Origin of the sequence: Streptomyces sp. Isolate_45 (assembly GCF_024721315.2) — a bacterium.
Classification (GTDB): Bacteria; Actinomycetota; Actinomycetes; order Streptomycetales; family Streptomycetaceae; genus Streptomyces.
The window spans coordinates 1-4,861 of record NZ_JANFAK020000295.1 but is presented as its reverse complement, the minus strand read 5'-3'; the positions used below and the strand labels follow the sequence as shown (position 1 = coordinate 4,861).

At 73.8% G+C, this 4,861-nt stretch carries 6 protein-coding genes and 1 pseudogene; 3 read left to right on the top strand and 4 right to left on the bottom strand.

Annotation, left to right across the window (positions count from 1 at the left end):
* A pseudogene (locus NOD94_RS40215) lies at positions 1–401 on the bottom strand (hypothetical protein); the annotation flags it as partial.
* Here NOD94_RS40215 and NOD94_RS40210 point away from each other — a divergent pair.
* Positions 402–1,085 (top strand): SigE family RNA polymerase sigma factor, encoded by a 684-nt coding sequence (locus tag NOD94_RS40210; protein WP_281211198.1) that lies wholly within the window; start codon positions 402–404, stop codon positions 1,083–1,085.
* A gap of 214 nt (positions 1,086–1,299) precedes the next feature.
* On the opposite strand, the gene NOD94_RS40205 is transcribed toward NOD94_RS40210, so the two are convergent.
* The 3 genes from NOD94_RS40205 to NOD94_RS40195 all read right to left on the bottom strand — a co-directional run bounded on the left by NOD94_RS40205 (position 1,300) and on the right by NOD94_RS40195 (position 2,882).
* Positions 1,300–1,629, bottom strand: a complete 330-nt coding sequence (locus tag NOD94_RS40205) for a hypothetical protein (RefSeq protein WP_281211197.1) — start codon at positions 1,627–1,629, stop codon at positions 1,300–1,302.
* Between the two features lie 100 nt (positions 1,630–1,729).
* A complete protein-coding gene (locus tag NOD94_RS40200; protein WP_281211199.1) occupies positions 1,730–2,182 on the bottom strand; it encodes a hypothetical protein in 453 nt (150 codons plus the stop codon).
* A 238-nt stretch (positions 2,183–2,420) separates the two neighbouring features.
* On the bottom strand, positions 2,421–2,882 hold the full coding sequence (locus NOD94_RS40195) for a MarR family transcriptional regulator (protein ID WP_281211196.1): 462 nt from the start codon (positions 2,880–2,882) through the stop codon (positions 2,421–2,423).
* A 226-nt stretch (positions 2,883–3,108) separates the two neighbouring features.
* Here NOD94_RS40195 and NOD94_RS40190 point away from each other — a divergent pair, with 226 nt between their 5' ends.
* Positions 3,109–4,335, top strand: a complete 1,227-nt coding sequence (locus NOD94_RS40190) for an MFS transporter (RefSeq protein ID WP_281211195.1) — start codon at positions 3,109–3,111, stop codon at positions 4,333–4,335.
* Between the two features lie 60 nt (positions 4,336–4,395).
* Positions 4,396–4,830 carry a heme-binding protein gene (locus NOD94_RS40185; RefSeq protein WP_281211194.1) on the top strand — a complete coding sequence of 145 codons (435 nt, stop codon included), beginning with the start codon at positions 4,396–4,398 and terminating at the stop codon, positions 4,828–4,830.
* Positions 4,831–4,861 lie beyond the last annotated feature (31 nt).

Below are 4,861 nucleotides of genomic sequence, written 5' to 3'. Positions count from 1 at the left end.
GCCGGCGCTCCGGTTCCCACCGCCAGTGCGACCCCGAGCGCAGCGCCCAGCTCCGTGCCGAGCCCGACCGCGACCGCCCCCGCGAAGCCGACCCCGTCCGCCAGCGTTCCCGCGAGTGCCAAGCCGACCCCGTCCGCCAGCGTTCCCGCGAGTGCCAAGCCGACCGCCCCGACGAGCCCGAAGCCGAGCCCGAGCGTCAGCGCGCCGGGCAGCGCGAAGCCGACCACCCCCGGTGCCGCGCCGACCGCGACGCCCTCCGCCGCCCCCGGCGGATCCGAGCTGGCGCATACTGGCTCCTCGGCGACCACCGTCGCCCTCGGCGCGGGAGCGGCCGGGCTCGTCGCCGTCGGTGGCGGAGCCCTGTACGCCGTGCGGCGCCGCGCCGCCAACTGAGGATCCACGTGCTCGACCTCGCACCAACCGTCAGCCCCCTCATGCCCGGCTTCGCCCGGGCGTGGCGGGGCTTGTGGTGGTGGCTCTCGCGCAGCGACCGTTCCGCCCCGCCGGCCGGTCCCGGGACGCGCCCGTACGCGTACACGTACGGCCACGCCCGAACCTTCGACGACGACGGGACGCACGGCGCGGACGGGCCACCGCCCCGCCCCACCGTCAGCGAGCTGTACCACGCGCACCGGCTGGGCATGGTCCGCCTGGCGGTGCTCCTCGTGGACGACGTCGCCACCGCCGAGGACGTGGTCCAGGACGCCTTCACCGCCCTGTACCGCCGGTACGGAGAACAGATCACGGAGGTGGACAACGCGCTGGGCTACCTGCGCACCTCGGTGGTGAACACCTCGCGCTCCGTGCTGCGCCGGCGGCGCACCGCCCGGGCCTGGGTGCCGCCGGTGACGGCGGACATGCCCTCGGCGGAGGCCTCGGTCGTGCTGGGCGAGGCACACCGGGAGGTGCTCGCCGCCCTCCGCGGGCTGTCCCCGCGCCGCCGCCAGGTGCTGGTGCTGCGCTACTGGGCCGATCTGAGCGAGGCGGAGATCGCCACCACCCTCGGCATCAGCCGGGGAGCGGTGAAGTCGAACGCCAGCCGCGGCCTGGACGCGCTGGAGAGGATTCTGGAGGGCCGGGTATGACGGGCAGGGAGCAGCACGACGGCGAACGCCCCGTGGAGTACCGACTGCGGAAGGCCCTGGCCGCGCGGGCGGACGAAGTGACCGTCATCGGGCTCCGGCCGGCCGATCCGCCGGGCCCGCACCTGAGGCGGCTGTCGGTGCGCGCGCTGTGGCGACGGCGTTCGGTCCGGGCCTTCGCGGGGTTTTCCGGGTTGGCCGCGGCAGCCCTGGCCGGTTACCTCGTGCTCGGAACGGAATCGGTGGCGCCGCGGCCGGTGCCGCCCGCCGCGCCGCCCGAGCTGACCTCGCCGAGCCCCGGCCCGACGCCGACGCCGACGCCGACCCCGACGCCGACCCCGAGCCGACCGTCGGTGTCCTCCCAGCCCGGCGCGGTGCCGTCGCCCTCGGCGACTCCCTCCGGGCAGCCCCTCCCGTACCGGACCCCACCGAGCGGTACCGGGGGCCCCAGCTCCAGTCCGACGCCGCAGCGGGCACCGTCCACCAAACCGGCGAACTCCGCCCCGCCGTCCACGGCGGCTCCCTCGGGCGGTACCCCCTCGGCCACGCCGAGCACACCGGCGACCTGACGGCCGCACCACACCGCCCCGCGTCCCGGCTGCTCGGCGGGGACGCGGGGCGGTGTTGTTCCACCGTGGGCGGCGGTACTAGCCGACGGCCTGCTTGACGAGCGCGGCGATCCGGGTCTCCACCTCGGGCGTCACCTCGCTCAGGGCGAAGCCGGCAGCCCACATGGCGCCCTCGTCCAGCTTGGCCAGGTCGCTGAATCCGAGCGTCGCGTAGCGCGCCTTGAACTTCTCCGCGCTCTGGAAGAAGCAGACGATCTTGCCGTCGAGGGCGTAGGCGGGCATCCCGTACCAGAGTTTCGGTGCGAGCTCCGGGGCGGCGGCGGCGACCACGGCGTGGACGCGCTCCGCCATGACCCGGTCCGGATCCCGCATCTCGGCGATCTTCGCGAGTACGTCCCGTTCCGCCTCCGCCGCCTTGTCCGCGTGCGATCTGCGGCGCGCCTCCGTCTTCAGCTCCTGCGCGTGGTCCTTCATCGCGGCGCGTTCCTCGGCCGTGAATCCCGAGTGCGTGCCTGCGTCGGTGTTGCCCATGGCGGATTCCCCCTGGAGATCGTGGTCGTGCGGCATCCGGGGGAGAGGCTATCCCCGGCCGCAGGCTCGGGGGCAGGTGATCGACCGAATGTTGTTCGGCTGATCCGCTGTGAACTTGCCTGTGCGGAGCGACGGTTGAAAGCCCCGGTCCGTGGTGACGGTACGGATCCGGCCCGGTGGCAACGGGGTTGGCCGCCCGGCGCGGGCCGAGCGGAAGCCACCCGGGGGGTGGGTGCCGCTACGCGCGGGTCGAGCCCGTCGCCTCGATCACCTTGACCAGGGGCGCCAGTTCGGGGCTGCCCGACGCTTCGTCCAGGGCCTCGCGGAGGGCCGCGTCGTTGGTCGGGCGGGCCTGGGACAGGAGGATCAGGCCCGCTTCACTGACATCGGTGTAGATGCCGCGGCGGTCGGTGTCGCAGATGTAGCGGTTCAGCAGGCCCCGGTCCTCCAGTCGGCTGACCAGGCGGGTCGTCGCGCTCTGGCTCAGCACCACCGAGTCCGCGACCTGGTGCATCCGCAGGTGTCCGCCCGGGCCGCTGTGCTGCCTGCTGAGCACGTCCAGCAACGAGTACTCGCGCACGCTCAGCCCGTGGCCCGACTGGAGCGCGCGCTCGATGTGGGCCTCGATGCGGCCGTGGAGGAGGGAGAGGGCGCACCAGCCCTGTGCGAGGGCGGTCAGCGCGCTGCCAGTGGCCTTCATGGCTCCTCCGTCGATTGCCGGTGGCGTCGCCCTACGACGCCGACGCGTACCGCCAGGATAGGCCACTTGCGCAATAGCCCGCGCTTGCAAATATCCCGCGTCTGCAATTAATGTGGACGAAGGCAAACGGCGAACGCATGATGTGCCGCCGTTCCTCCGCCCGCCCGGGCCGGACACCTCACCCCCGTCCCCACCCCTCACTCGAACCCTGAAGGGCACCTCCCTCATGCCTCTCGCGCTCCTCGCCCTCGCCATCGGGGCCTTCGGGATCGGCACCACCGAATTCGTGATCATGGGCCTGCTCCCCGAGGTCGCCGCCGGCTACGGCGTATCGATCCCCACCGCCGGCCTGCTGGTCACCGGCTACGCCCTCGGCGTCGTCCTCGGCGCCCCGCTGATGACCGTCCTCGGCACCCGCGTCCCCCGCAAGCGCATGCTCATGCTGCTGATGGGCCTCTTCATCGTGGGCAACGTGCTCTCCGCGCTCGCCCCGACCTTCGGCCTCATGCTCGCCGGGCGGGTGGTCGCGTCCCTGGCCCACGGCGCCTTCTTCGGGATCGGCTCGGTCGTCGCCGCCGGACTCGTCGCCCCCGAGAAGAAGGCCGGCGCCATCGCCATGATGTTCACCGGCCTGACCGTCGCCAACGTCGTCGGCGTCCCCCTGGGCACCCTCGTCGGACAGAGCCTCGGCTGGCGCGTCACCTTCCTGATCGTCGCCGCCCTCGGCGTGCTCGGACTCCTCGGCATCGCGCGACTGGTCCCCGACCTGCCGCGCCCCGAGGGCGTACGGATCCGCCACGAAATCGCCGCGTTCCGCAACGTGCAGGTCCTGCTCGCCATGGCGATGACCGTCCTCGGCTTCGGCGGCGTCTTCGCCGCCATCACCTACATCACCCCGATGATGACCGACGTCGCCGGTTTCGCCGACACCTCCGTCACCTGGCTGCTCGTCCTCTTCGGCCTCGGCATGGTCGCCGGCAACCTCGTCGGAGGCCGGTTCGCCGACCGCGCGCTGATGCCGATGCTGTACGTGTCCCTCGGCGCGCTGGCCCTCGTACTGGCCGTCTTCACGCTCACCGCCCACACCAAGGCCGGCGCCGCGATCACCATCGTCCTCATCGGCGCCCTCGGCTTCGCGACCGTGCCCCCGCTGCAGAAGCGGGTCCTCGACCAGGCCGCGGGCGCCCCCACCCTGGCCTCCGCCGTCAACATCGGCGCCTTCAACCTGGGCAACGCCCTCGCCGCCTGGCTCGGCGGGATCGTGATCGCCGCCGGCCTGGGCTGGACCGCGCCGAACTGGGTCGGCGCCGCCCTCGCCGCCTCCGCGCTCGTCCTCGCCGTCGTCTCCGGGGCCCTGGAACGCCGTACGGGACGCCGCGACCCGGCGGGAACCGGCCGCGTCGTCGCCGGAGTCCCGACGCCCGCGCCCGCACCGCAGCCCGCCCACCACTGACCGTCCCCACCTCCGTCCCCCACCTCCCCTTCCCCACCTCCCACACCGCAGGAGCCCCGCATGTCAGCCACCACCACCGCCCGCACCACCGTCACCCCCCTGACCAGCGCCGACGCCGACCTGCTCGTCGCCGCTGTCCGTACCGCCGCCGAAGCGGCCGGGGTCACGGTCAGCGTCACCGTCCTGGACGCGGGAGGCCACCTGCTGGCCTTCCGACGCGACGACCGGGCCGTGCTGATCTCCGGCGAGACCAGCACCCGCAAGGCCTTCACCGCCCTCCAGCTCGACGCCCCCACCGCCGACCTCGTCGACGCCGTCCGGCCCGGCGGGCTCTTCCACACCCTGCCCACCGCACTCGACCGGCCGCTGCTCTTCATCGCGGGCGGCCTGCCCGTCCACCGCGACGGCTGGCTCATCGGGGCGATCGGCGTCGGCGGCGGCGCCCCCGACCAGGACCACGGCTTCGCCGCCGCCGCCCTCGACGCCCTGGTCTAGGGCCTGTCGTCGAACTCCCGTCGTCGCCCGG

Bases quoted from the DNA above. Each gene is read 5' to 3' on its own strand.
- NOD94_RS40200 (WP_281211199.1), bottom strand. From the start codon at position 2,182: ATGGGCAACACCGACGCAGGCACGCACTCGGGATTCACGGCCGAGGAA.
- NOD94_RS40195 (WP_281211196.1), bottom strand. From the start codon at position 2,882: ATGAAGGCCACTGGCAGCGCGCTGACCGCCCTCGCACAGGGCTGGTGC.
- NOD94_RS40190 (WP_281211195.1), top strand. From the start codon at position 3,109: ATGCCTCTCGCGCTCCTCGCCCTCGCCATCGGGGCCTTCGGGATCGGC.
- NOD94_RS40185 (WP_281211194.1), top strand. From the start codon at position 4,396: ATGTCAGCCACCACCACCGCCCGCACCACCGTCACCCCCCTGACCAGC.